Raw genomic sequence first — 19,637 nt, 5'->3', positions numbered from 1 at the left:
GCACACATCGTGTCCGTGACCCTGGCCGGCGCCCGGACGGCCATCGGGGTCGGCGGGGGCGGCGGCGACCAGGCCCAGGCAGTTGCCAAGGCGCGGGCGGCTGCCCTGTAGTTCCCTGTACGCCGGGCCGTCAGCTGGCGGCCCGGCCGGTGGCCAGGGCGATGGCATGTGCCCGGTCGCGGGCGCCGAGCTTGGCGAAGATGTCGTTCACATAGGACTTCACGGTGCTCGGTGACAGGAACAGGTCGGTGGCGATCTGCGCATTGGCCCGTCCGGTGACGATGAGGTCCAGGACCTCGGCCTCGCGCGGGGTCAGCTGGGGAAAGCGTTCCCGCGGGCTGGGCTGCGTCGCCAGGTTCCCGATGATGCGCTCGCCGATCCCCCGGGCAAAAGTCATCTGCCCGTTCGCCGTCGACCTCACGGCGGTTGCGATCTCCTCGCGCCCGGCGTCCTTGGTCAGGTAGCCACGCGCCCCGGCCGCCAGGGCCGCCGCGATGGAGGCGTCGTCGCCATACGTGGTCAGGACGACGACGGCGCTGCGCGGGGCTTCGGCCCGCAAGCGGGCCGTGGCATCGGCTCCGCCGAGCACCGGCATGCGCAGGTCCATCAGCACCACGTCCGGGTCCAACGACACGGACAACTCGATGGCTTCGACCCCGTTGGCGGCCTCGCCGACCACTTCCAGATCGGGAACGAGCCCGAGCACCGTGACCAGGCCGTCGCGCACGATGGCCTGGTCATCGACAACGAGGATGCGGATCATGCGGGCAACCTCACGGTGACGGTAAACGGGTCCCCTGCATCCACGGTGGCCTCTCCCCCGGCGGCGGAAACCCGTTCGCGCAGTCCGGTCAGCCCCCGACCTCCACCGCCGCCATCGCCTCCGGCGTGGACAGCATGTGGTGTGGAGACCACCAGCGTGACCTCTGGTGCTCCGGTGAGTTCCAGGTGGACGTCCTCGCCGGGAGCGTGGCGGCGGGCGTTGGTCAGCAGTTCCTGGGTAGCCCGGCGGACGGCGTCGACCGTCTCGGGTCTGGTGGAGGGCACGCCGTCTACCGTGGCCGTGAGGGTTCCGCCCAGTGAACGGTGCGTCTCGATCAGCGAGCGGACCACCGATTCCGTGGTGGCGCCGGGCTCCCGCAGCGCGGCCACGGCACGCCTGGCCTCCTCCAGTCCGTCGGCCGCCAGCGTGCGGGCCCTCCGGGCGCGATCCCTGGCGGGTTCGGCCTGGCCGGCCTCGAGTTCTGCGTCGACGGCGTCGAGTTGGATGACCAGGGCGCCCAGGCTGTGGGCGAGGACGTCGTGGAGGTCGCGGGCCAGTCGTGCCCGCTCCTCCAACGCCGCCATCTGAGCCCGTTCGGCTGCGGCCGTCACCCGTTCTTCCAGCATGGAGCGATCGGCGGCCTCGGATGCACGGAACTGGCGCCTGCCCAGGGCACCGAGCAACACCATGCCGAAAGCCACCAGTGAGCCAACTGCGGCACCGACGCCGGCAACGGGAGACGCCACCAGCCCGATCGCCAAGGCCAGCAGGGATGCCCCCGCAGCCACGAGACCCCGGCGGAGGGGGATGGACGGCCACGCCACGCAAGCGAAGATCCCGGCAATGGCCGGGACGAAACCGACCACGTCGGTGGACGCGGACGCCAGGGAACCGGCAATGAGCATCACCGCCACCGTCGTCCAGCGGGCAACACCCCAGCGGGTGTTCGACGTGCGCAGCATCGTGGAGGCCAACCAGCCCACTGACGCGACAAGCCCCAGCCACGCACCGACATGACCCGCGGCGTCCGCCAGACGCAGGACCATCAGCACGCCGACCAGCACCGGGGCGACGATGCCCGAAATGGTCATCGCCGGCGAGCTGCGATCCGGCTGGCGGGTGGTCTTCACGTGCTCAGACTATCGCCGGTACGCCGTGTCCCAGACGGGCGGAAATGACCAGGGCACGGACGGCCCGGTTCACTGCGACGACGATGAAGATCATCCCGGTCGCTGAGACGAGCTCGTAGCCCAGGCGGTGGCTGCCGACATCCAGGACGATGCGCACCGCAATCAGCGCAATCCACAGGGCGAGCCCGATCCAACCGGTCCTGGTTTCGGTGGTGATGTCCGCCCCGGTGCCACGGCGGGAGGTGGCTGCCCGGCGTCGCGTCTGGTCCGTCGCGGGACGGAAGTGGGCGAGCCGGCCCATGGCGGCACCGGCACCTGCTGCCAGCAGCAGTTCGATGACCACCAGGCCGAGGTCCACGGTGGTGATGTGTAGTGTCGTGTCACTCAGCGAGGCCAACCCGATGACGGTGAAGATCAGCGGCCCGCGCCAGAACCGGGCCGGGTCCATCGGCCGCCACATGAGTTGGCGGGAGCAGATCCACACGATGATGGCGAGGGCGAGCAGCAGCTGGAAGAAGTTCATGGAGTTCATGCTTCGATCCTTCCGCGCACCGGTCCGCGGCGGCACCACCCCCGGGTGGTGGTCCGGGTGGTGTTCCCGGCGTCGTTGTCCTATCCGACCGCCGCAAACCCCAGCTCAGCTGAAACCGCTTGAGCAGTTTCGATCAGCTGGGGAACGTAGGTGCTGACCAGCTCCTCATGGGAAACCCGTAGCCCGTTGGCCGAGACATTGATGGCGGCCACAACGGTGCCGTTGCGCGTGCGCACGGGCGCAGACGCAGACCTGACACCAATTTCCCGCTCACCATCGACCACGCTGAATCCCTGCATGCGAACGCGATCCAGCTCGTCTCGCAGGGCGCCCGGGTCGGTGATGGTCGTCGGCGTCAACTGGCGCAATTCGACACCCGCCAAATAGGCGTCCAGGGCCTGGGGTGGCAAGGCAGCCAACATGACCTTTCCCAAGGACGTTGCGTAGGCCGGCAGCCGTGAACCGGTGCTCAACGAAATGGCCATGGTCCGGTTCGCGGGGATGCGGGCGAGATAGACAATTTCGTCCCCGTCCAGCGTTGCCATGGAGCAGGACTCATCAAATTCCTTGGCCAGTCGGCGAAGGTGCGGCTGGGCCGTCTCCCAATACGGCAAGGCCGCAAGATATCCGAAACCCAAGCGGAGGACTTTGGGAGTAAGGGTGAAGTTCTTCTCGTCGGTCTCGGCAAATCCGAGACTGACCAGGGTATGCAGGATCCGACGCGCTGTCGGCCGGCTCAGGGATGCCAGCTCGGCGGCCTTGCTGATGGTCAGCGACGGGTTTTCCTGCGAAAACACCTGAAGCAGCCCCAGGGCCCGTGCTACCGAGTCGATGATTTCAGGGTTTTCCCGCGACATGTTTCCTCCTAGATGGACCCCCCCAAGTGTACTACTGGCGTACATGTGGATCTCGGTAGGACAAACTTTCGTTTCGCCCTTGACGTGAGCGGTGTCATACCGGAGGATCAATACATGATCAACCGGCGTACGACCGTACGCCTGTAGTACGAAATACAGATATTCTCGCATCTTCCCTGAGAGATCCCCATGAAAAACTTTCTTCGTTCGGCGTTCGGACCACGGCTATACATCACCGTGGCTGTCGCAATCGTCCTTGGCGCGCTCGTCGGAATACTCTTTCCGGCTGTCGGCACCGGTCTGGCCCCGCTGGGCACCAGCTTCATCGGGCTCATCCAGATGTTGATCGCCCCCGTCATCTTCTGCACGATCGTCGCCGGCATCGCCGGCGCCGGCGAGCTGGCGTCAGTGGGGAGGATCGGCGTCAAGGCCTTCGTCTACTTCGAGGTCATGACGACGCTCGCACTGGCAACAGGCCTGCTCGTCATCAATGTCCTGAAGCCAGGGGCCGGCATGAATGCCGATGCGTCCGAATTGAAACTCAATGATGCGGCCCAGTCGTACGTCCAAGCCGGCGAGAACAATTCCATGCTCGACTTCTTCCTCAACATCATTCCGCACTCATTCGTTGGAGCCTTCTCCGACAACAACGTCCTCCAGGTCCTGCTGCTGGCCGTCCTGACTGCCATCGCCATCGGCATCGCCGGGCCAAAGGCAGACGGGATCGTGGCGGCGGTTGAAAAGCTCAACGCGGTCATCTTCGGCATCATCAAGATCATCATGTACCTGGCGCCCCTCGGCGCGTTCGGGGCCATGGCCTACACGACCGGCAAGTTCGGCGTGGCAACGCTGCTGAGCCTCGGATGGGTTGTGCTGCTGTTCTGGCTGACCGGCATCGCCTTCGCCGTCCTGGCCTTTGGTGCAGTTGCCCGCATTTGCGGGCTGAGGATCCTCGTCATCTACCGCTATTTCAAGGAAGAAATCCTCATCACCCTGGGCACATCGAATTACGAAGCGGTCATGCCGCAACTGATGCGCAAGCTCGAGGCCATCGGCTGCCCCAAGTCGGTCGTCGGGCTGGTGGTTCCCTCCGGCTACGCGTTCAACGGAGACGGCGTCTGCCTCTACCTCGGCTTCGCCTCCCTGTTCATCGCGCAGGCCTTCGGAATCGACATGACCATCTGGCAGCAGGTCGGCCTCCTTGCGGTCTTCATGCTCACCTCCAAGGGAAGCGCCGGCGTCGCCGGCGCAGGATTCGTCATCCTCGCCGCGACGCTGTCCACCACCGGATCGGTGCCGGTCGTGGGAATCATGCTTCTGCTCGGTGTCGACCGCTTCCTGTCCACGATGCGTGGGCTGGTCAGCCTGGCGGGACAGATGATGGGAAGCATCGTGGTCAGCAGCTGGGAGAAGAGACTCGATGCCCCCCGGGCCCTGCGCATCATGCGCGGCCAGGAGTCGCCGATTGAAACCGAAGTCCCGTCCCCCAAAAAACTGTCCGAGCTGAACGCCGCCCAGGCCTAAAGAACGAAAGAGACACCCCACAAAGTGCCACGCCTCCCCTATGCCATACCGTCCAATGATGTCGCCGCTTCCATCAGCAACCGGCGCGGCGGCCAGTTGACTCCGCTGGACCTCCTCCTATCCCACAATGACGCGCTGGCCAGCGGCTGGAATTCCCTGCTCGGGGCAGTCCGAAATGAATTCAGCTTCCCGGGCGATCTCCGGGAGATGGCCATACTACGCATCGGCCATCTGAATCACGCCCGCTATGAATGGGATGCCCATCTCCCGGTGGCCCGGGCGGAGGGCCTACCCGACGAGGTCATCGCCACGTTGGAGCAGGAATCGCCCCACACTGGACACGAGATCCACGATGCCCTTCTGGGCTACATCGACGAAATGACACTCGACGTCGTCGTCACCCAGGAGACGTTCGAGCAGCTGCGTTTGCATTTCTCCGACGTCGCCATTGCCGAGCTCACCGCGATCGTCGCCAGCTACAACATGGTCAGCCGGTTCCTCGTCGCCCTCGACGTCCAGACCGCGGACCGCGAACTCGTCACCGCCATCACTGGGGCCCGGAATGCATGACCTGACCGTCACCACCCCCGGGCCCCACACCGATTTCAAGAAGCCGCGGATCACCCTGCCGGTCGGAAGCTGCGACGCACACGTCCATCTCTTCGGGCCGCATGACCGGTTCCCCTTTGCACCAGAACGCACCTTCACCCCGCCCGACGTTCCGCTGGAAACATTGCGCCAGCTCCACGAAACCATGGGGTTCAGTCGTTCGGTCCTCGTCCAGTCCGCCTGCCACGGAGGAGACCACAGCGTCTTGTTCGATGCCCTGGAACGTGGACAGGGCGCCTACCGCGCCGTGGCCCTCCTGGGCCCGGAGACAACGATTGAGGACATCCGGACCATGGACGCAGCCGGCTTCTGCGGGGCCCGGGTCCACTTCGCCCCCCATCTTGGGGCGCCGCCGACCCGGGAAGAACTGCGACGGCTGGTCGACCTCATTGGGCCGTTCGGCTGGCACCTGGAAGTACACACCATGGGTGCGGGCATCCTCGATTTCGCGGAGATTGCCGACGCCGTCACCATCCGGGTCGTCGTGGACCACATGGCCCGCTTCGTCCTCCCGGACGGCGATGTCCCGGGCGCATATTCGGCGACCGTGGACCTCCTCCACGGCGACGACGTCTGGATCAAACTCAGCGGGGTGGACCGGGTCTCCCGCGAGTTTCCATCCATGGCCGATGGGCTCGCGCTGGCTCGTCGGTTCTTCTTGGCCCGGCCGGACCGCTGCCTCTGGGGCAGCGACTTCCCACACCCGAACACGCAAGGTTTCATGCCATGGGACCACGACCTGGTCAATGGCATCGAAACCATCGCCCCGACCGACTCCGAGCGACGCCAGCTCCTGGTGCGGAACCCCGAAGTTTGTTTTGGCTTCGGCCCTGCCTAGCCAACCACGACGAAAGGAACTGCGAAAATGAGTCGACTTCACGACAAGATCGCACTGGTCATCGGTGCCGGAAGCGCCGGGCCGGGGTGGGGGAACGGCCGGGCATGTGCCGCGGTTTTCGCCGCAGAAGGTGCCACTGTGGTGGCAGCGGACGTCAATGAACTGGCCCTTGAAAACACGCTGGAGTTGATCCGGGATCAAGGAGGTACTGCCTCCGGCCGCGGATGCGACGTCACCGACACTGCCTCGGTCCGGGCCCTCATCGAATCGGTCATTGCGGAGCACGGACGAATCGATGTACTCGTCAATGTCGTCGGCGGGTCGATGCACGGTGGTGCGGCCGAGCTGGGCGAAGACGACTGGAACCGGCAGGTGGATCTCAATCTCACGAGCGTGTACCGGGCCTGCCATGAGGTCATCCCCCACATGATCGCCGAGAAGTCCGGCTCCATCGTCAACATCGCGTCGACGTCAGGACTTCGCTGGACAGGCTCCCCTCAAGTCGCCTACGCCTCCACGAAGGCAGGGGTCATCTCCTTCTCACGAGTCACTGCCGTCCAGTACGCCCCGATGGGCATTCGGATAAATACCGTCGTTCCCGGCCAGCTTCACACTCCGATGGTCGAATCGCGGCTCGCCGGGCAACGAGCCGGCGGGGATGTTGACGGGCTGCTGAAACAGCGGCAGGCACGCATCCCTTTGGGGTTCATGGGAGACGGGCGCGATACGGCCTATGCTGCCTTGTTCCTGGCTTCGGACGAGGCCCGTTTCATCACCGGCACGGAAATCCTCGTCGACGGCGGCATGACCGCCCGGTGCGACTAGGACTTGGAAGACAGGACAAGAAATTGACCGATCAGGAACTACTGCTGGTGTATTCGGATCCCGGCGACGTCCCCTTGGAAAAATTCAACGACTGGTACGACAACGAGCACGTCCCGTTGCGCATGCAGTTCCCGGAATTCCGCAACGGGTTCCGGTTCACATCGGCCGATGATGAGCGACCACAGTGGATGGCTGCCTACGACGTGGAGGCCGGGTTCCTCGACACGGACCGCTACGGGCGGCTTCGCGCGAATCGAAGCCCCCGGGAGCAGGGAGTCGTTGAACGATTGGCGACATTGGACCGAAGGACCTACGAGTTGATCCGGGAATCCGGCGGACTCCACGGGTTACCGCGCTACCAGGTGATCGTCGGCATGACCTCGAGGGATGAGGCGGGGCTGCTGGATTGGTATGCCGAGGAGCACATTCCCTTGTTGTTGCAGATCCCCGGGTGGCGTCGCGTCCGCCAATTCAGACTCCGCGAGGGCAGCGGCGAAGCCCTCTTGGCCATCCACGACATCGACGACCCCGCGCTCTTTGACACCGCGGAGTGGAAAGCAGCAACCTCCACCTCGAGACGTGCGGCTGTCCTGTCTGCCGTGACGCAGCGAAGCCGGCGGGTCTTCCGGTTCCACAACTCGGGCCGCTGAACGGCGGGCCGGCCCGTCCCGGCGTGCAGATGGGCCCAGAGCTGGGGATCAACCCTCTTACCAGCCGCTTCCGGAACACCCGGATGAAGGGGACGACTACCGGAGAGTGGTCGGAAGCGGTGACCCCGGAACGGGGTCACCGTGGGCGTCGGCCCGGTCCATCCGGTGGGGGGTCTCTCCTGAAGAACGGCTCCCGTTGCGTCGACACGACGATCCCGGCCACGATCAGCAACAGGATGGTCTGGATGATCTTCGTGTCGGGGTCCGTCCTGAAGAGCTCGTTGGCGAGATTTGCGGTGACGTGGAAGAGGAATGCGATGAGGATGCTGCGGCCCGTGCTGAAGTACAGCCAGTTCCTCAGGATCACGAACGCCACCATGGACAGCGGGAAGTTCAGCACGTGAACCCAGCCCATCTCGATGACCTCCTGGCGGTAGTAGCCCTGGATGAACCCCAGCGGCAGGTGCCAGAGGGCCCAGATGAGCGTGGACACCAGCGAAGCGGTGAAGACCGGCATCCGTCGAAGCAGCGCGTCGGTGCCGTAGCTGTGCCAGGCCAGTTCCTCGAAGACTGCCGCACCGATCAGGGTGAACCACACGGGAAGCAACCCGGCGGAAAACGTGATTCCGCCGCGCAGTTGGAACTGTTCGGGACCGTATCCGAAGGCCAACGAGATGGCCTGGGCGGCCAGGATGCTCGCCACCGGCAACAGCAGGGCCGCCCCGGTGTGAAAGGCGCCGATGCGCCGCGGCAGGAGCCGCCGCAGGATGTCCGCCCGGAGATCGGGCCGGTGGCGGACCAGGAAGACGACGACTAATACCGGTGCCACCAGACCGCTGACGCCCAGGGCCGCGGTCCAGACCTGCACTGCACCGGTCTGCGCGTCCAGCTGGCTGAGATGGGCCGACAGGAACCAGAAGCCCCACGGAATGATCGTCGCGAGGGCATAGAAGACAACGGGCCGATCGTATGGTGGAGGTGACCGGGAATTCGACGGTGCTGCTCATCGGGAGCTCCCAGGTGGTGTGAAACCAGCCTAGGGACGTGCAGAGGCGCGCGGCATCGGTGAAGTCCCCGGTCCCACCCTGAAGAAACCCGCAGTTGGCATCGAGCACTTCAGGGGATCGGCACCCCTACTTCGCCTCGGTGATGAGTCCCTGCTGGAGCATCCAGTCGTAGGCAACGTCGGCGGGTTCCTCGCCGTTGACGTCCACGCGCAGGTTCAGCTCACGCATCACGTCGTCGGTCAGCAGCGGCGAAATCTGCGCGAAGACGTCACTCAACTGCGGATACTCCTCCAGCGTCTCGGTGTTGTAGACCGGTGCGCCGTTGTAGGCGGGGAAGAACTTGCGGTCATCTTCGAGGACGACGAGGTCCAGGGCCTTGATGCGGCCGTCGGTGGTGAAGACCTCGCCGAAGTTGCAGTCGCCCTGGTCGGTGGCCGAATACACGGCGCCGGTGTCGTAGGTGCCGATGTTCGAGTCGGGAACCCCGTTGGCGGCACCGCGCTTCAGCCCGTAGGCCTTGAGCATGGGGTTGAAGCCGTCGGACCGGGAGTTGAATTCGGCTTCCACGCAGAAGGTGCGCTGTTTGACCGGCAGGTCCGCAATCTGCGAGAGCTTGGTGATCCCCCCGAGCTTCTTGACCGCCTCCCGGCGGACGGCGAAGGCATAGGTGTTGTTCAACGGTGCCGGCTTACCCCAGGTGAGGCCGTTCTTGAGGTCCTCGTCGTGGACCGCCTGCCACTGCTTCTGCTTCTCCGGGATGCCCTTGGCGTGGCCCATGTAGGTGATCCATGCGGTTCCGGTGTATTCCCAGGTGAAGTCGGCCTGGTCCGAGAGCATGAGCTCGCGCACCGGCTGGCTGCCCGGCACATTGGTCAGGTCGGTGACCTTGAAGCCGGCGGCCTTCGCGGCGAGCACCGCGATCTTGCCCAGCACCAGCTGCTCGGTGAAGTTCTTCGAGGTCACGGTCAGCTTCGCGTCATCGGGAAGCCCGTCGATGTGCTTGATAGTTCCCGGCGCCGCGTCCGGGACGTAGGAGGCAGCGGACTGCAAGCCGCATCCGGCCAGCATCCCGACGGTGGCGAGGGCCGCGGCGGTGGCGAGCAGCCGGCGTCGTGCTGTCTTGATCGGTGCAACCATGGCTAGAGTCCCTTCGGGCGGGCGACGTGCTCGACGAGTCGGCCCAGCCAGTCGACGATCAGGGCCAGCAGGGCCACGAGCAGCGAGCCGGCCACCAGCACCGCGGTGAGGTCGAGGTTCACCCCGGTGGTGATGAGGATGCCCAGGCCGCCGCCGTTGATGAACGTGGCCAGCGTTGCCGTGCCGACCAGCAGCACCAACGCCGTGCGGATGCCGGCCAGCATGACGGGCACGGCCAGCGGGAGTTCGACCTTCCAGAGCACGGCGCCGGAGCTCATGCCCATGCCGCGGCCGGCCTCGATGAGTCGTTCGTCGACCTGGCGCAGGCCGACCATGGTGTTGCGCAGCACCGGCAGGATGCCGTACGCGACCAGGGCGATGATGGCCGCCCAGAAGCCGAAGCCGACCCAGAAGGCCAGCAGCACGACCAGGCCGATGGCCGGGGCCGCCTGGCCGAAGTTGGCCACCGCCACGATGGGGCCGCTGGCCTTGCGCAGGGGTCCGCGGGTGAGCGCGATGCCCAAGGGGATGGCGATGACCAGCACGATCACCGTGGCGAGCACCGTGAGCTGGAGGTGCTCCACCGTGTAGCCCCAGAGGGCGTCCGGTGCCAGGGTGGCGCGTTCGGTCTCCGACAGATCCGCGGTGGCCAGCCACACGAGCAGGATCCCCAGGGCGATGAGGATGCCCACGAGCTGCCAGATCAGGGGCTTGAGGGAGGGGCCGGCGGCCGGTCGGGACGGTGCCAGGGCTTCACCGGGGTCCGGAGCCGTCTGGTTGCTGGTATCGGGCGTGCTCATGGCCGGGTGTCCTCATCCGGGGCGGACCCGTCCGGCGCGCCGGCCGGCCCGGCGTCCGGGGACTCGGCCGACAGGGCTGCGGCCGCCGCGGTGGTGGGGATGGCCCCGCTGTTCAGCCCCACCGGCGAATCTGAGTCCCCCTTGGCCGCTTCCTGCGCGGCCCGGATGGAATCCATGACGGTGTCGACGGTGACCAGCCCCAGGAAGGCGTCGCGCCGGCCAGTGACGAGGGCCGCACTGACGCTGTTGACGAGCATGACGTCGAGCGCGTCGTTGAGCGTGGAGCGGTCGGAGACCACCGCAAGGTTCGGATCGACCTGATCGGTCATGACCTGCAGGCGTGATACCTGGCGGCGGTTCAGCCACTGCACGGGCCGCCGGCGCCGGTCCAGCACCACCACGTTCTTCTTGCCCTCCCCCTCGAGGCGGGAGAGGACGTCGGAGGCCAGGTCCCCGGCGACTGCGGTGAGGGCCTCCTCGAGGTCCACGTCATGGACGCGGTTCAACGTCAGTTGCTTCAGGCCGGCACCGGAGCCGATGAAGTTCTCGACGAACTCGTTGGCCGGGTTGGCCAGGATGCGCTCCGGGGAGTCGTATTGGACCAGTTGGGCGCCCTCGTTGAACACGGCGATCCAGTCCCCGAGCTTCACCGCCTCGTCGAAGTCGTGGGTGACGCAGACGATGGTCTTCTGCAGTTCGTGCTGGATGTTGATCAGCTCGTCCTGCAGACGCTGACGGGTAATCGGATCCACCGCGCCGAAGGGCTCGTCCATGAGCAGGATGGGCGGGTCTGCCGCGAGGGCCCGGGCGACGCCGACGCGTTGCTGCTGGCCGCCGGAGAGTTCCTTGGGGTAGCGGTCCTTGTAGGTGGCCGAATCCAGCGAGACGAGTTCGAGCAGTTCGTCGACGCGGGCCGCGATGCGTGCCTTGTCCCAGCCGAGCATCTTGGGGACCAGGCCGATGTTCGCAGCGACGGTCATGTGGGGGAAGAGCCCACCGGCCTGGATGACGTACCCGATCTTCCGGCGCAACTTGTCGCCGTCCATGGCGGTGACATCCTCGCCGTTGATGACGATCCCGCCCCCGGTGGGTTCGATCAGGCGGTTGATCATCTTCAGCGTCGTCGTCTTGCCGCAGCCCGAGGGGCCCACGAACATGACGATGGAACCGGCCGGGATTTCCAGGGTCAGGCCCCCCACGGCCGGCTGGGCCTGGCCCGGGTATTGCTTGGTCACCTCCTGCAGCAGGATCGATGCACCGGTGACGCCTTCGGGGGTGTCCTGGGTGGAAGTTTGCAGATCAGACACGGATACCTCGCGGTGTGGTGAGACGACCCAGGCCGACAAGCAGCAGGTCGAGGATGAAGGCCAACAGGATCACGCCGACGACGCCGACGACCACCGATTCGAAGGCGTTGGCGCCGCCGAGCCGGGACAGACCGGAAAAGATGAAGCCGCCCAGGCCGGGGCCGAGCGAATACGCGGCAATGGCGGCCACGCCCATGACCATCTGGGCGGAGACGCGCACGCCGGTGAGGATGATGGGCCAGGCCATCGGGATCTCCACCGTGGCCAGCGTGCGGAAACGGCTCATGCCGATGCCGCGGGCCGACTCAACGGTGGCCGGCGGGATGCCCGCCAGGCCGACCACCGCGTTGCGCAGGATCGGCAGCGCCGCGAAGAACGTGACCACGGTGACGGCCGGCGGAACACCGAAGCCCATGGGGGCGATCAGCAGCCCGATCATGGCGAAGGACGGGATGGTCAGGCCGATCGCCGAGATGCTGTTCGCCGTGGAACTGGCGATCCTGCTGCGGTAGACCAACGCAGCGATGACCACGGCGATGATGGTTGCCAGGATGAGGCACTGGACGACCAGGCTGAAGTGCTGCCAGGCAGCAAAAAGGATCTGGCGGTATCTCTCGCCGACGAATTCCCACACGTTCAGACCTACTTCACCCTGGTTGCGAATCACTCAGTGCAGCGGATCGTGATCCGCGTCATGGGTACCCACGCTAGCCACGGCGGGCACTTTCTGCCCGGTGATATCGGAGAAGTGGGTGATCCGTTACCATTCCGTAACGTGTGGGCCGGCCCACCGCACGCCGGTTTGCGCGGTACGCCAGGAGCCAAAACCGGCGCTGGTGCTTGCCACGCACCGGGCCGGGTGCAAAAGTGAAGACGTTGACTCCCCACCACGTTAGGAGCACGAAACCATGGCTGATCTCGCCGGCAAGAAGGTCCTCGCACTGGTCACGAACCGCGGCGTCGAACAGGACGAATTGAAGATCCCCACCGATCGATTGCGCGGCGCGGGCGTGCAGGTCACCGTCGCAGCCCCCGAGTCCGGGGACGTCCAGACCCTGGTCGGCGACTGGGACCTGGGCGAGAAGATCCCCGTGGACACCATCCTCGCCGACGTGGCGGAGGCCGATTTCGACCTGCTGCTGGTTCCCGGCGGCACCCTGAACGCCGACAACCTGCGCCTGGACGTCGACGCGCAGCGCATCGTCACCGCCTTCACGACCTCCGGCCGACCCGTCGCCTCCATCTGCCACGGACCGTGGCTGCTGGTCGAAACCGGGCTGGTCAAGGGCAAGACGCTGACCTCCTACATCTCCATCAAGACCGACGTCGAAAACGCCGGCGGCACCTGGAAGGACCAGGAGGTCTTCCGCTGCACGGCCGAGGGCTACCCGCTGATCACCTCACGCAACCCCGGCGACCTGGACCCGTTCATCGGTGCCATCGAAGACGAACTGGCGCAGTAGGACCCCGCACCCCACACCATCCACAGAAGGAGCAATGACCTTGGCTACCAAGAACACCACCCATGCTGGATACACCGTCCCCGGGCTGAGCCTCGCCGACGGACACCAGGTGGGCGACACGCTGCAGATGCGCCTCCACGCCCTCAACGACCTCCAGCTCACGCTCAAGCATGCGCACTGGAACGTGGTGGGCCGTGACTTCATCGGCGTCCACGAGATGCTGGACCCGCAGATCGAGCAGGTCCGCGCCATGATCGACGCCCTCGCCGAGCGCATGGCCACCCTGGGGGTCTCCCCCAACGGCCTCGCCGGCGCACTCGTGGCGGCGCGCCCGTGGGATGACTACGACATCCAGCGCGCCGGCACCGCCGAGCACCTGGCGGCACTGGATCTCGTCTACACCGGCGTCATCGAGAGCCACCGGAAGGCACGTGCCGTGGCCGAGGAGCTCGACCCCATCACCGAGGACCTGCTGATCAGCCAGATCGGCGAGCTCGAGCTGTTCCAGTGGTTCATGCGCTCCCATCTGGAGAACAGCCAGGGCACCCTCGACGATGCCTCGGCGAAAACCGAGAAGTCGGCGGCCGCCTCCACGAAGTCCTCGTCGGCCAAGAAGGGCACCTCCAAGAAGAAGTAGGCGCCAAGTACGACGACGGTCCGTGGGCTTGATTGCCCACGGACCGTTTTCCATGACGTCGATGCGCGCCGGTGCCTACCGCCCCAGCTCCAACCCCACGGTGATCTCATCGTCAAGTTCGATCCCATCCGCCCGGCGCACTGCGACCTTGAGCGGCACCAGATAGCCGCCGTCCTTCGGGAAGAGCGAGGTGGTGAACGTGGTGCCGCCGATCGTCGCGGTCACCGGGATCACGCCCCAGCCGTAGGTGACCTGGGCGGCGACATCGTGGATGTAGTTCGCGACGTCGTCGGGCACGGGCAGGTAGTAGAAGGGTGCCGGCCCGCGCCAGTGGAACACGGTTCCCGTGGCCCGCAAGGCGCCGTCGTCGTCCTCAATCGTTTCCGCCGCGGAAGCCATGGCCTACTCCCCGGCCGGAGCGTTCGGGTCCAGGTGCTGGCGCGGCACCCGGTCCCGGTCGTAGGTGATCTCCGTGTAGCCGTGTTCGCGCGGCGTGCCGTCGTCGCCGAGGTTCACGAAGACGATCCGCTCGATGGTCAGGATCGAGCTGCGGGTGAACATGTTGCGGACCTCGGCGCGCATGGTCAGGGAGGTCCTGCCGAAATGCGTGGCGGTCAGCCCCATCTCGATCAGGTCGCCCTGCCGGGCGGAGCTGACGAAGTTGATCTCCGACATGTACTTCGTCACCGCGTTGCCGTTGCCCAGCTGCACGATCGCGTAGATCGCCGCCTCCTCGTCGATCCACCGCAGCAGGCTGCCGCCGAACAGCGTCCCGTTGGCGTTCAGGTCCTCCGGCCTCACCCACTTGCGGGTATGGAAGGTGATGTCCCCGTGTTCCTCCATGCGCCTGCCCCTGCCCTGGTCCGAGTACGACGACGGTGCCCGGCTGCCGGGACGCCGCTGCGGTTGCTGGTCTCAGCCTACGGTTTCCGGGCGGGCCAGCCCAGTGCACCGAATGGTCGTCCCTCCGGCCGGGCCCAGGGAGCCGAGCGGGACGAACGCGCTCAACGGCGCCTGACCGGCTCGGCGTTGAAGCGCTGACGCGAGTCCGAAATCACCTGCAGGCCGCTCGCTCGTTGAAAACGAGCCTCGCTCAGCTCGACGCCGACTACTCCCCGGAGCAGGTCTCCAGAGCGCACACGACGGAGAGTGCATGGCGGTCCATCGACACGGAAATCGGCCTCCTCACCGCCACCGAGGTCGCGCAGCGGTGCGGGTCGGGGTCAACTGGCCGCAGCAGCTATGCCTCGGACGCGCGCCGCGGCGGCCGGCTGCTCGGGCTCAAGCGGTTGAACCGCTACCTGTATCCGGCGTTCCAACTCGGTCCGACGGGTCCCCACGCTGTCGTCGCGAACCTGAAGAAGGCCGGCGATCTACTCGAAGTAGGCGAGGAGGCGATACTGCTGTGGATGACGACGCCGACCACGTGGTGGGATGGGGAATCCCGCCCGATCGACCATCTCGATGATCCTGAAGGTGTGGATGCCGCTTTCACCTCGCATTATGGCAGCACTTGGTGATGCCCACCCCCGAGGGAAGGACGGTCAATCCCCGTAGTGAGCTGCTTCCGGCCGGCACCGAACTCGCCAGGATCCACTCGGCCGCCTATGGGGCAGCTGATTTCAATCCCGGGCCGACGCCGGCCGCCGTCCAGACACGGTTTGCCTTCTTTGGATTTCCCACTGTTCCCGTCCTCCACGCCGCACAAACGGACGACGCTGCCATCGCAGAAGTCCTACTGCACGACGTCCCCGTCTCAGGCGGCAGGCTCGACGAGGGTCTGGTCCGCCAGCGGGTCCTCTCCCACGTCGTCTCGACGCGGGATCTTCGGCTCGCTGTGTTGCACGGCGACGGGTTCCGAAGGCCCGGGACGGGTCCCGAAGACATCACCCGCACTTCGCCGCGCCGGTATTCCGAAGCGGTTCCCTGGGCCGAGGCTGCCCACACTGCCGGTTTCGATGGCCTCGTGTGGATGAGCCATCGTCATGATTCCGCAAGATCGTACGTCTTCTTTGGAACCGACACGGCACCTGACGCCTTCGAGCCCGGCGCCGGAACCAAACGGGTCTTCGCCTTTGACCACGATCTGGATTGGCTCACCCGAAAGCTGCTCCCCCTGAACGTCCACATCACGACCGCGCCCTAGCCACTCGGAGTTCCCGTGCCGTGCGCCCGACCTCAGGGTGCCGGCGCGGCGACCGGCGCCGCGGCCGAGTCGACGGAAGCGAACGCCCCGCGGTAGGCGGCAGCCGGGTGCCGGTCGTTGAGCCGGTCGGTGCCGAACAGCTTGGCGCGCAGGGTGCCCTCGCTGTACTCGCTCTGGGCCAGGCCGCGCTGGCGCAGCACGGGCAGCACCTCGTCGGCGAACTCGGCAAACGAGCCGGGAATCACCCAGTTGATGACGTTGATGCCGTCGACTCCGGCGTCCTGCCACTCCTGCAGCCGGTCCGCGATCTGTTCCGGTGTTCCGACGATCCGCGAATTGCGGGCCTGCAGCCAGGCCAGGTCCTCGACGAGCGGCTCACGGTCGGTGATGTGCTTGGACACCCACTCGGTGAAGCCCTTCGCCGTGTTGGTATCGACCTGGCTCAGCGGGGTCTTCGGTGGGTACACGCGGCCCGTCTTGTCCACGATGGCCATATGGGCCAGGTAGCCCTCGATGGAGACGTACTGGTCGTATTCGGCCTCCTTGGCCCGTGCCTCCTCCTCGGTGGCACCGATGACGAAGGAGAGCCCCATGAAGAACTTGATGTCCTCACCGCGCCGCCCCAGCTCGACGGCCTGGCGGCGGGTGTCCTCGATGATCTGGCGGGCGATCGCGGGGCTCGGCGCGATGATGAAGACCGCCTCGGCATTGCGGGCGGCGAACGCCCGGCCGGAGGCGGAGCTGCCGGCCTGGAAGAGCACGGGGGTGCGCTGCGGCGACGGCGAGGGCAGGTGGGGGCCCTCCACCTTGTACCGCGGACCCTCATGGTGGATCTTGTGGACCCGCGCCGGATCGGCATGCCGGCCGCCCGGCCGGTCGACCTGCACCGCACCCTCGTCCCACGAGCCCTCCCAGAGCTTGTAGGCGACGTCGACGTACTCGTCGGCCCAGGCGTAGCGCTCGGCATGGTCCGTCAACTGCGGCAGCCCGAAGTTCCGGGCGCCGTTGTCCTGCATCCCGGTCACGATGTTCCAGGCGATGCGCCCCTTGGAGATGTGGTCCAGGGTGGAGATCTGCCGGGCGAAGTTGAACGGATGGTTCTGCACGACGTTGGAGGTGGTGGCCAGCCCGATGTGCTGCGTGCTCACGGCGAGCGCACCGAGCAGGACGGTCGGGTCATTCGAGGGGATCTGCAGCCCCTCCTCGACGTAGACGTCGTAGTCGGCGTCCGAATCCCCGTACAGGCCGGAGACGTCGGCGAAGAACATGGCGTCGAATTTCGCGGCCTCCAGCAGCTGGGCCAGCTCGATCCAGGTGTCCACGTCGTTGAAGCGGGTCTGCCCGGCGTCGGGGCGCCGCCACTGCCCGTGGTGGATGTGGCTGGTGGTGTTCATGACGAAGGCATTGAAATGCAGTGGCTGGCCCATGGGTGCTCCTTGGCTGGACGGCGGGGTGGGGCGGTGGTGTTGCGGACCATGCTGGCACCCGGGTGCAGCCGCGTCGATGGGCCCGACATCCGGCGTCGTCCTGCGTCTCATGACGTGCGGACAGCGCGTCACATGTCCTGAGATGACGCAGCCAACCCGCTGCCGTGGCGGCCCCAGGGGCCGGATATGTCGCCGTGTGTCGCGCCACGACAACCGGTGAAGCGGCGGTGGTGGGAGGTGGCGGTGCGCGCGTAGAACTGACGTCAATCCACTCATCCAGCACGCCGATCCGCAGGAGAACCATCGTGATCCACCCCGCTCCGGGCCCCTCCCCGGCCAGCCGCCAGCCAGTCCCCGGGCGGCGTCCGCATCTGCTGGGCGCAGCCCTGGCAGCCACCTCGATGCTGCTGCTCTCCGCCTGCGGCGGCAACGCGACGGCCGCCGGGAACACCGGGGAGCGCGTGGACGGCGGCACCATCCGCTACGCCCACCTGCAGGAGGTCCCCTGCGTGTATGGCGGCTGGGTCCAGCAGGCGTACCTCTCGCGCCAAGTGCTCGATTCGCTGGTCAGCCAGACGGACGACGGGTCGATCGTGCCCTGGCTGGCCCGGTCCTGGAAGGTCTCGGCGGACCGCACGACCTGGACCTTCCAGCTCAAACCCGGCGTCAAGTTCACCGACGGGACACCACTGGACGCCCAGGCCGTCGCCGACAACTTCGACTTCTGGATGGACGGGGGCAACGGCACCGTCCAGGCACACATCGGCGACTACTACTCCTCGGCGGAAGCCGTCGATGCCACCACGCTGCGGGTCCACCTGAAGGCCCCCTACGGTCCGCTGCTCTCGGCGCTGAGCCAGGGGTACTTCGGCATCCAATCCCCCACCGCGCTGCGCACCCGCACCGAACAGCAGAACTGCGAGGCGCCCATCGGTTCCGGGCCGTTCACCGTCGGCGAGTGGAAGCGGGGCGAATCGATCACGCTGCACCGCAACGACTCCTACGATTCCGCGCCGGCCAACGCCAGGCACCAGGGGCCGGCCTACGTCGAGAACGTGGTCTGGTCGTTCGTGCAGGACAACACCTCACGGTACGGCTCCCTGGTCAGCGACGAGTCCGATGCCATCGGCGAGGTCCCCACAGTGGACTTCGACGATGCCAGCTCCCGGTTCAACGCCCAGCAGTATGTGACGCCGGGCCGGCCGGTGACGCTGTCGCTGAACACGGTCCAGGGTCCGTTCACCGACCGCCGGGTCCGCCAGGCCTTCTCCTACGCCTCCGACCGCCGGGCCAACGTGGAATCGGCGTTCCTGGGAGTGGTCCCCTTCGAGGGCAACGGGTACGTCAGCCAGACCACCCCCGGCTACAACGCGTCCGTTGCGGGCGACTACCCCTACGACCCGGCGAAGGCCGCGGCACTGCTGGACGCCGCCGGGTGGACGGGGCGGGCGGCGGACGGGACCCGGACGAAGGACGGGAAGGAGCTGGCGGTCGACATCGTCTTCGGGCTGAACTCGATCGTCACCCAGGAGGGGGCCACCGCGCTGCAGAACCTCCAGGCCCAGGTCAAGGAATCGGGCATCAAGGTCAACCTGCACCCCGTCACCCAGTCGGAATTCTTCTCCGGGACGTATTCGACCCCCGACAGCTACGACGCCCAGCTGGGCTACTGGACCAGCCCGCACTCCGGCATCCTCTACATCAACTACCGCGAGACCACCGCGGCAAAGCCGAACAACGCGAACACCACGTTCTACAACAACCCGGCCATCGTCTCCACGATCCGCCACGCGCTCTCCGCCGGCACCACCGCCGACGCCAACCGCTTCTACGCGAAGGCCCAGCAGCAGCTCAGCGACGAGGCGGTCGCCGTGGGCCTGTACGACCAGACCTCCACGATCGCCAGCCGTCCGGACCTCAAGGGCCTCTGGCTCGAGGCCTCGCAGGGCGAACCCGTGTTCCACGACGCCTACTTCACGGAGTGA

The 19,637-nt window shown here is 66.4% G+C and carries 22 protein-coding genes; 10 read left to right on the top strand and 12 right to left on the bottom strand.

Going from position 1 to position 19,637, the window contains the following annotated elements; genetic code table 11:
* Positions 1 to 130: 130 nt before the first annotated feature.
* From ACN0TP_RS06895 to ACN0TP_RS06880, 4 genes are all read right to left on the bottom strand, one after another.
* A complete protein-coding gene (locus ACN0TP_RS06895) occupies positions 131 to 763 on the bottom strand; it encodes a response regulator (RefSeq protein ID WP_417218016.1) in 633 nt (210 codons plus the stop codon).
* Positions 760 to 1,893, bottom strand: a complete 1,134-nt coding sequence (locus ACN0TP_RS06890; RefSeq protein ID WP_417218014.1) for a sensor histidine kinase — start codon at positions 1,891 to 1,893, stop codon at positions 760 to 762. Before ACN0TP_RS06890 ends, ACN0TP_RS06895 begins: the two co-directional genes overlap by 4 nt.
* Positions 1,894 to 1,897: 4 nt before the next feature.
* Complete coding sequence (locus ACN0TP_RS06885; RefSeq protein ID WP_417218012.1) at positions 1,898 to 2,425, bottom strand: hypothetical protein; 528 nt, start codon at positions 2,423 to 2,425, stop codon at positions 1,898 to 1,900.
* Between the two features lie 80 nt (positions 2,426 to 2,505).
* Complete coding sequence (locus ACN0TP_RS06880; RefSeq protein WP_417218010.1) at positions 2,506 to 3,282, bottom strand: IclR family transcriptional regulator domain-containing protein; 777 nt, start codon at positions 3,280 to 3,282, stop codon at positions 2,506 to 2,508.
* Between the two features lie 237 nt (positions 3,283 to 3,519).
* Between ACN0TP_RS06880 and ACN0TP_RS06875 the strand changes: the two genes are divergently transcribed.
* Genes ACN0TP_RS06875 through ACN0TP_RS06855 form a run of 5 tightly spaced genes read left to right on the top strand, consistent with a single transcriptional unit; the run spans position 3,520 to position 7,728 of the window.
* Entirely contained in the window at positions 3,520 to 4,806 is a 1,287-nt protein-coding gene (locus tag ACN0TP_RS06875) for a cation:dicarboxylate symporter family transporter (RefSeq protein WP_417218008.1), read from the top strand.
* A 24-nt stretch (positions 4,807 to 4,830) separates the two neighbouring features.
* Positions 4,831 to 5,376 (top strand): carboxymuconolactone decarboxylase family protein, encoded by a 546-nt coding sequence (locus tag ACN0TP_RS06870; protein ID WP_417218007.1) that lies wholly within the window; start codon positions 4,831 to 4,833, stop codon positions 5,374 to 5,376.
* Positions 5,369 to 6,253 (top strand): amidohydrolase family protein, encoded by an 885-nt coding sequence (locus tag ACN0TP_RS06865; protein WP_417218005.1) that lies wholly within the window; start codon positions 5,369 to 5,371, stop codon positions 6,251 to 6,253. Before ACN0TP_RS06870 ends, ACN0TP_RS06865 begins: the two co-directional genes overlap by 8 nt.
* 27 nt (positions 6,254 to 6,280) lie before the next feature.
* Positions 6,281 to 7,078, top strand: coding sequence for an SDR family NAD(P)-dependent oxidoreductase (locus ACN0TP_RS06860; RefSeq protein WP_417218003.1), 798 nt, complete (start codon positions 6,281 to 6,283; stop codon positions 7,076 to 7,078).
* Positions 7,079 to 7,101: 23 nt separating this feature from the next.
* Positions 7,102 to 7,728, top strand: coding sequence for a hypothetical protein (locus tag ACN0TP_RS06855; protein ID WP_417218001.1), 627 nt, complete (start codon positions 7,102 to 7,104; stop codon positions 7,726 to 7,728).
* 136 nt (positions 7,729 to 7,864) lie between these two features.
* On the opposite strand, the gene ACN0TP_RS06850 is transcribed toward ACN0TP_RS06855, so the two are convergent.
* The 5 genes from ACN0TP_RS06850 to ACN0TP_RS06830 all read right to left on the bottom strand — a co-directional run bounded on the left by ACN0TP_RS06850 (position 7,865) and on the right by ACN0TP_RS06830 (position 12,613).
* Positions 7,865 to 8,596, bottom strand: coding sequence for a CPBP family intramembrane glutamic endopeptidase (locus ACN0TP_RS06850; RefSeq protein ID WP_417218000.1), 732 nt, complete (start codon positions 8,594 to 8,596; stop codon positions 7,865 to 7,867).
* Positions 8,597 to 8,861: 265 nt separating this feature from the next.
* Positions 8,862 to 9,872 (bottom strand): glycine betaine ABC transporter substrate-binding protein, encoded by a 1,011-nt coding sequence (locus tag ACN0TP_RS06845; RefSeq protein ID WP_417217998.1) that lies wholly within the window; start codon positions 9,870 to 9,872, stop codon positions 8,862 to 8,864.
* 2 nt (positions 9,873 to 9,874) lie between these two features.
* Positions 9,875 to 10,672, bottom strand: a complete 798-nt coding sequence (locus tag ACN0TP_RS06840; protein ID WP_417217996.1) for an ABC transporter permease — start codon at positions 10,670 to 10,672, stop codon at positions 9,875 to 9,877.
* The gene (locus ACN0TP_RS06835; protein WP_417217994.1) at positions 10,669 to 11,979 is read right to left on the bottom strand and encodes an ABC transporter ATP-binding protein; all 1,311 of its coding nucleotides are present in this window, start codon (positions 11,977 to 11,979) and stop codon (positions 10,669 to 10,671) included. The genes ACN0TP_RS06840 and ACN0TP_RS06835 overlap by 4 nt, the downstream gene beginning before the upstream one ends.
* Positions 11,972 to 12,613 carry an ABC transporter permease gene (locus ACN0TP_RS06830; protein WP_417218221.1) on the bottom strand — a complete coding sequence of 214 codons (642 nt, stop codon included), beginning with the start codon at positions 12,611 to 12,613 and terminating at the stop codon, positions 11,972 to 11,974. The genes ACN0TP_RS06835 and ACN0TP_RS06830 overlap by 8 nt, the downstream gene beginning before the upstream one ends.
* Before the next feature lie 274 nt (positions 12,614 to 12,887).
* Here ACN0TP_RS06830 and ACN0TP_RS06825 point away from each other — a divergent pair, with 274 nt between their 5' ends.
* Positions 12,888 to 13,442, top strand: coding sequence for a type 1 glutamine amidotransferase domain-containing protein (locus tag ACN0TP_RS06825; RefSeq protein WP_417217992.1), 555 nt, complete (start codon positions 12,888 to 12,890; stop codon positions 13,440 to 13,442).
* A gap of 40 nt (positions 13,443 to 13,482) precedes the next feature.
* Entirely contained in the window at positions 13,483 to 14,079 is a 597-nt protein-coding gene (locus ACN0TP_RS06820) for a Dps family protein (RefSeq protein WP_417218220.1), read from the top strand.
* A gap of 75 nt (positions 14,080 to 14,154) precedes the next feature.
* Here ACN0TP_RS06820 and ACN0TP_RS06815 read toward each other — a convergent pair whose 3' ends face one another.
* Complete coding sequence (locus ACN0TP_RS06815; RefSeq protein WP_417217990.1) at positions 14,155 to 14,478, bottom strand: DUF1905 domain-containing protein; 324 nt, start codon at positions 14,476 to 14,478, stop codon at positions 14,155 to 14,157.
* Positions 14,479 to 14,481: 3 nt separating this feature from the next.
* Positions 14,482 to 14,922, bottom strand: coding sequence for an acyl-CoA thioesterase (locus ACN0TP_RS06810; RefSeq protein WP_417217988.1), 441 nt, complete (start codon positions 14,920 to 14,922; stop codon positions 14,482 to 14,484).
* A 233-nt stretch (positions 14,923 to 15,155) separates the two neighbouring features.
* Here ACN0TP_RS06810 and ACN0TP_RS06805 point away from each other — a divergent pair, with 233 nt between their 5' ends.
* Both ACN0TP_RS06805 and ACN0TP_RS06800 read left to right on the top strand, forming a co-directional pair.
* The gene (locus ACN0TP_RS06805) at positions 15,156 to 15,599 is read left to right on the top strand and encodes a hypothetical protein (protein ID WP_417217986.1); all 444 of its coding nucleotides are present in this window, start codon (positions 15,156 to 15,158) and stop codon (positions 15,597 to 15,599) included.
* A complete protein-coding gene (locus tag ACN0TP_RS06800) occupies positions 15,599 to 16,225 on the top strand; it encodes an RES family NAD+ phosphorylase (RefSeq protein ID WP_417217985.1) in 627 nt (208 codons plus the stop codon). Before ACN0TP_RS06805 ends, ACN0TP_RS06800 begins: the two co-directional genes overlap by 1 nt.
* 32 nt (positions 16,226 to 16,257) lie before the next feature.
* Here ACN0TP_RS06800 and ACN0TP_RS06795 read toward each other — a convergent pair whose 3' ends face one another.
* Entirely contained in the window at positions 16,258 to 17,652 is a 1,395-nt protein-coding gene (locus ACN0TP_RS06795) for an NtaA/DmoA family FMN-dependent monooxygenase (protein ID WP_417217983.1), read from the bottom strand.
* 305 nt (positions 17,653 to 17,957) lie between these two features.
* On the opposite strand from ACN0TP_RS06795, the gene ACN0TP_RS06790 reads away from it, so the two are divergent.
* The gene (locus ACN0TP_RS06790; protein ID WP_417217981.1) at positions 17,958 to 19,637 is read left to right on the top strand and encodes an ABC transporter substrate-binding protein; all 1,680 of its coding nucleotides are present in this window, start codon (positions 17,958 to 17,960) and stop codon (positions 19,635 to 19,637) included.

This window comes from Arthrobacter sp. (assembly GCF_048266065.1).
In the GTDB taxonomy this organism is placed as follows: domain Bacteria; phylum Actinomycetota; class Actinomycetes; order Actinomycetales; family Micrococcaceae; genus Arthrobacter_H.
This window is presented reverse-complemented; position numbering and strand designations above follow the sequence as displayed.

Bases quoted from the DNA above. Each gene is read 5' to 3' on its own strand.
- ACN0TP_RS06895 (WP_417218016.1), bottom strand. From the start codon at position 763: ATGATCCGCATCCTCGTTGTCGATGACCAGGCCATCGTGCGCGACGGC.
- ACN0TP_RS06885 (WP_417218012.1), bottom strand. From the start codon at position 2,425: ATGAACTCCATGAACTTCTTCCAGCTGCTGCTCGCCCTCGCCATCATC.
- ACN0TP_RS06880 (WP_417218010.1), bottom strand. From the start codon at position 3,282: ATGTCGCGGGAAAACCCTGAAATCATCGACTCGGTAGCACGGGCCCTG.
- ACN0TP_RS06865 (WP_417218005.1), top strand. From the start codon at position 5,369: ATGCATGACCTGACCGTCACCACCCCCGGGCCCCACACCGATTTCAAG.
- ACN0TP_RS06860 (WP_417218003.1), top strand. From the start codon at position 6,281: ATGAGTCGACTTCACGACAAGATCGCACTGGTCATCGGTGCCGGAAGC.
- ACN0TP_RS06845 (WP_417217998.1), bottom strand. From the start codon at position 9,872: ATGGTTGCACCGATCAAGACAGCACGACGCCGGCTGCTCGCCACCGCC.
- ACN0TP_RS06840 (WP_417217996.1), bottom strand. From the start codon at position 10,672: ATGAGCACGCCCGATACCAGCAACCAGACGGCTCCGGACCCCGGTGAA.
- ACN0TP_RS06825 (WP_417217992.1), top strand. From the start codon at position 12,888: ATGGCTGATCTCGCCGGCAAGAAGGTCCTCGCACTGGTCACGAACCGC.
- ACN0TP_RS06815 (WP_417217990.1), bottom strand. From the start codon at position 14,478: ATGGCTTCCGCGGCGGAAACGATTGAGGACGACGACGGCGCCTTGCGG.
- ACN0TP_RS06810 (WP_417217988.1), bottom strand. From the start codon at position 14,922: ATGGAGGAACACGGGGACATCACCTTCCATACCCGCAAGTGGGTGAGG.
- ACN0TP_RS06800 (WP_417217985.1), top strand. From the start codon at position 15,599: ATGCCCACCCCCGAGGGAAGGACGGTCAATCCCCGTAGTGAGCTGCTT.
- ACN0TP_RS06795 (WP_417217983.1), bottom strand. From the start codon at position 17,652: ATGGGCCAGCCACTGCATTTCAATGCCTTCGTCATGAACACCACCAGC.